General features: G+C 46.3%; 3 protein-coding genes. All 3 read right to left on the minus strand.

Going from position 1 to position 3,237, the window contains the following annotated elements:
- Positions 1–87: 87 nt before the first annotated feature.
- The gene (locus tag QUA62_RS29025) at positions 88–822 is read right to left on the minus strand and encodes an ABC transporter ATP-binding protein (protein WP_333408254.1); all 735 of its coding nucleotides are present in this window, start codon (positions 820–822) and stop codon (positions 88–90) included.
- 167 nt (positions 823–989) lie between these two features.
- Positions 990–1,667: an energy-coupling factor transporter transmembrane protein EcfT gene (locus tag QUA62_RS29030; protein WP_333408255.1), complete on the minus strand. Its 678-nt coding sequence runs from the start codon at positions 1,665–1,667 to the stop codon at positions 990–992.
- Complete coding sequence (locus QUA62_RS29035; protein ID WP_333282668.1) at positions 1,660–2,589, minus strand: energy-coupling factor ABC transporter permease; 930 nt, start codon at positions 2,587–2,589, stop codon at positions 1,660–1,662. The genes QUA62_RS29030 and QUA62_RS29035 overlap by 8 nt, the downstream gene beginning before the upstream one ends.
- Positions 2,590–3,237 lie beyond the last annotated feature (648 nt).

Genomic DNA, 3,237 nt, shown 5'->3' on the forward strand with positions numbered 1-3,237 from the left:
CTACGGTTATTGCTGCACTATCTGAAATATCAAACTATTCCTTTACCGACTTAAATCATTACCCTTTCAGCAACGCCCAATAAATAATTACCAATCTGGCGGCAAATTGTAATATTCGAGAGTTGATGTATCTGCCAGCAAATCTTGAGTTTTTCTGTCAATTTTAATCTCACCATCCGCCAAAACTAACGCCCTTTGAGTCGTTTTCCCGATCCAATTCAAATTGTGAGAAGCGATCAAAATTACCTCGATCGGCAATTGGGACAAAACCTTAGCCAAGTGACGCCGCCACGAGGGATCGAGTCCGTTAGTCGGCTCGTCTAAGATTAAAATTGCCGGCTCTAATGCTAAAATTGCGGCCAAGGCTGCTAACCTTCTTTGACCTCCCGAAAGTTCGTGGGCCGAACGGTTGGCAAATTCTACTAAACCGAATTCGTCTAATAGGGCTAAAGCTCGCTCGCGCGCAACTCCCGGCGGCACTCCGTAATTGCGCGGCCCGAACGTTACATCCTCCAAAATTGTCGGCATAAATAGCTGGTCGTTAGCGTCTTGAAAGCAAAATCCAATCTGCCTGCGCGCCTGCGATAAAGTCGCCTCTTCCAGCTTTTTTCCCTGCACTCTAATCTCGCCGGATTGAGGCATTTTTAATCCGATCAAGTTTTCAAGCAAAGTGCTTTTACCAGCACCTGTCAGGCCGAGTAGAGCCACTCTTTCTCCGGGGTGCAAAGTAAAAGAAATTCCCCGCAATACAGGCTTTTGCTCGGGATAGCCAAATACTAAGTCTTGCACTTCGATTGTTGGCGCGGATTTGAGATTAGTCATCCGATTTTAGATTTTAGATTTTAGATTTTAGATTGAATAATTTCTACTCGTTCCCAGGCTTTGCCTGGAAAAGCAGCTCGGGAGGCTCTGCCTCCAATTTCCCTCCGCAAGAAGCGAGGCAGAGCCTCTGGACATCGGTTCCCAGGCAGAGCTTGGGAACCAGTTAATTACCCCTTCCCCATTACCCATTCCCAATTACCGTAAGAAGCTGTTGTTAATCCGGCTACTATTAAAATTGTTATTGTCAGCCAGAGTCGCTCTTTTGGTGTCGATTTCGAGTCGGCGGGCAAACTTCCTTGATATCCGCGAATTAGCATGGCTGCGTGTACTCTTTCTGCCCGATCGAGACTTCGCAAATAAAGTGATCCGATCATGGAAGCACTGGCGTAACGCAGCCATCCTCCGGCGCCGGACAAGCCTCGGAGTTGGGCGGATATTTTCATGCGGTTGACTTCTGCCAGCAGGATTTCTAAGTATTGTCCCGTTAAAAGTACAATCTCTTGCAAACCTGCTGGTAGGGGTAATCCTTTGAGGGCGATTCCGAAACTGTGGGGTGGCAAAGTTAGCAGGAAGCTGTTCATAATTAGCAGGCAAATTAGGGAACGCAGCAACAGAAAACTGGCGCGTTCCCAACCTTGGGGCAGGACTAATAATGAGAGAAAAAGCAATTCTGCTCCCAACAGTTGCGCTAGGGTTCGCACCGGCGCCCTCAGCCAAAATGACCAAAAAAGTGCGATCGCCCCATAGATTCCCAGCCACAGCCAAGCGCCTGTCTTCATAAAACCAATGCCGATGACAATTGTCAAAGACAGCCGCAATCGAAAAGGTATGGAGAGTTTAGACATCTTTAGGTTTTACCACCAACTGAGCAATACCAAAGGCCGCGCCGAAGCTGAAGGCAGACCCTAAAAGTCCAGCAATGCTAGTACCAATAGGCTGTTCTTCTAATCCTTTAACTGTGTAATCGGCTAAAGGAGTAGGATTTTCGATCGCCACAGCTTCTTTATCTTTAAAGCCGTATTTTTCGGCTACCGCTTCTAACCCGTCAGGCCAACTTGAAGCGAACAGCGAAAGCACCCCCGAAATTAATAACACCCCGATTACTGGCACTACCCATTTCTGCAATTGTGGCTGTTGTCCCGGCAGTAAATCCGGCCGCACTTTGACGAGATAAGTTAAAACGCCACCTGTAATTAGCCCTTCGCCAATCCCAATTAAAATATGTACGCCTACCATTGCTGGCAATGCGATATTGAGCCCTACTGTTCCAGAAATTGCCAATTGGATCGCCACACAAATCGAAGCAGCCACAACGCTAAGGGCGGCTGCAATCCCTGCTGCTAGCGGCAAACGATTTCTGGAACCTCCCAACAGTCGCTGCAACGGCTGCAACAGCCACCAGCCCACCCAAATGCCAACTAGCCCCATGTTAAAAATATTGGCTCCCAGGGCGGTGATGCCCCCGTCGGCAAACAAGACGCTCTGAATTATAAAAACTGTGCTCATCGCTAAAGTTGCCGCCCAAGGGTTCCCCAAAACCACGGAAGCTAGCGCCCCTCCTAACAAGTGGCCGCTGGTGCCTCCGGCTACGGGAAAGTTGATCATCTGGGCTGCAAACACGAAAGCTGTAGTTAAGCCCATGATTGGGGCTTGTCGGAGTCCAAGACTGGCGCGGGTTCGATTCAGGGCAACAGCAATTACTGCTGCACTTGCTATGCCGGTGGCAACGGCTACTGGCGGTGAAAGGAAACCATCAGGTATGTGCATCGATCTATCCCAAACGAGAGAACTTCCAACTCTTTAGTCAACTATTTTTTACAAAAATTTAAAACCCCCTCTGGGGGCATTAATGCGATCGAGCGATCGGGGGATTAGTGGCGGGCGATCGCTTATTTGATATAGATTAGCGCCTCAGGGGCAGAATTTTGAGGATGATAAATTTTACATTAAATAATCCTGAAGATTTATTCGGATATTTTACCCACCACCCTCACATTGAAGCTTTTTGATAAAAATTATCAATATTTGTTTACAGATTAAACTGCAAAATTGTATTCACCGTCAAGCTCAAGCAAGAATATTAAAAAACTATAAAGAATACACTGAAAATATGTCATTGGTTTTATTTTTACCTCTTGAGAAGAAATAGCATTAAGTTTTTGACGACCGCAACAGTGAAATTAGCAGATAGCTAGTCACAGCCAAAGTATTGCGTTTATAGAAACTAAAAAGTCCGAATTATTGCTAGTTCATATAGTTAGCAGTATGTTTGCGGTTGTCGATCGCGCCAATGTGCGATCGGCTCTGCCCGCACGAGCTGCATTATCCAGAAACTCAAAATATAGCAATCCTATATGAATTGTGAAAAGGCATCAAATCTTTTCAAGTTAGGAAAATTGAAAAGATTATATTTAG

Source organism: Microcoleus sp. MON1_C1, assembly GCF_036701945.1.
GTDB lineage: Bacteria > Cyanobacteriota > Cyanobacteriia > Cyanobacteriales > Microcoleaceae > Microcoleus.

Bases quoted from the DNA above. Each gene is read 5' to 3' on its own strand.
- QUA62_RS29025 (WP_333408254.1), bottom strand. From the start codon at position 822: ATGACTAATCTCAAATCCGCGCCAACAATCGAAGTGCAAGACTTAGTA.
- QUA62_RS29030 (WP_333408255.1), bottom strand. From the start codon at position 1,667: ATGTCTAAACTCTCCATACCTTTTCGATTGCGGCTGTCTTTGACAATT.
- QUA62_RS29035 (WP_333282668.1), bottom strand. From the start codon at position 2,589: ATGCACATACCTGATGGTTTCCTTTCACCGCCAGTAGCCGTTGCCACC.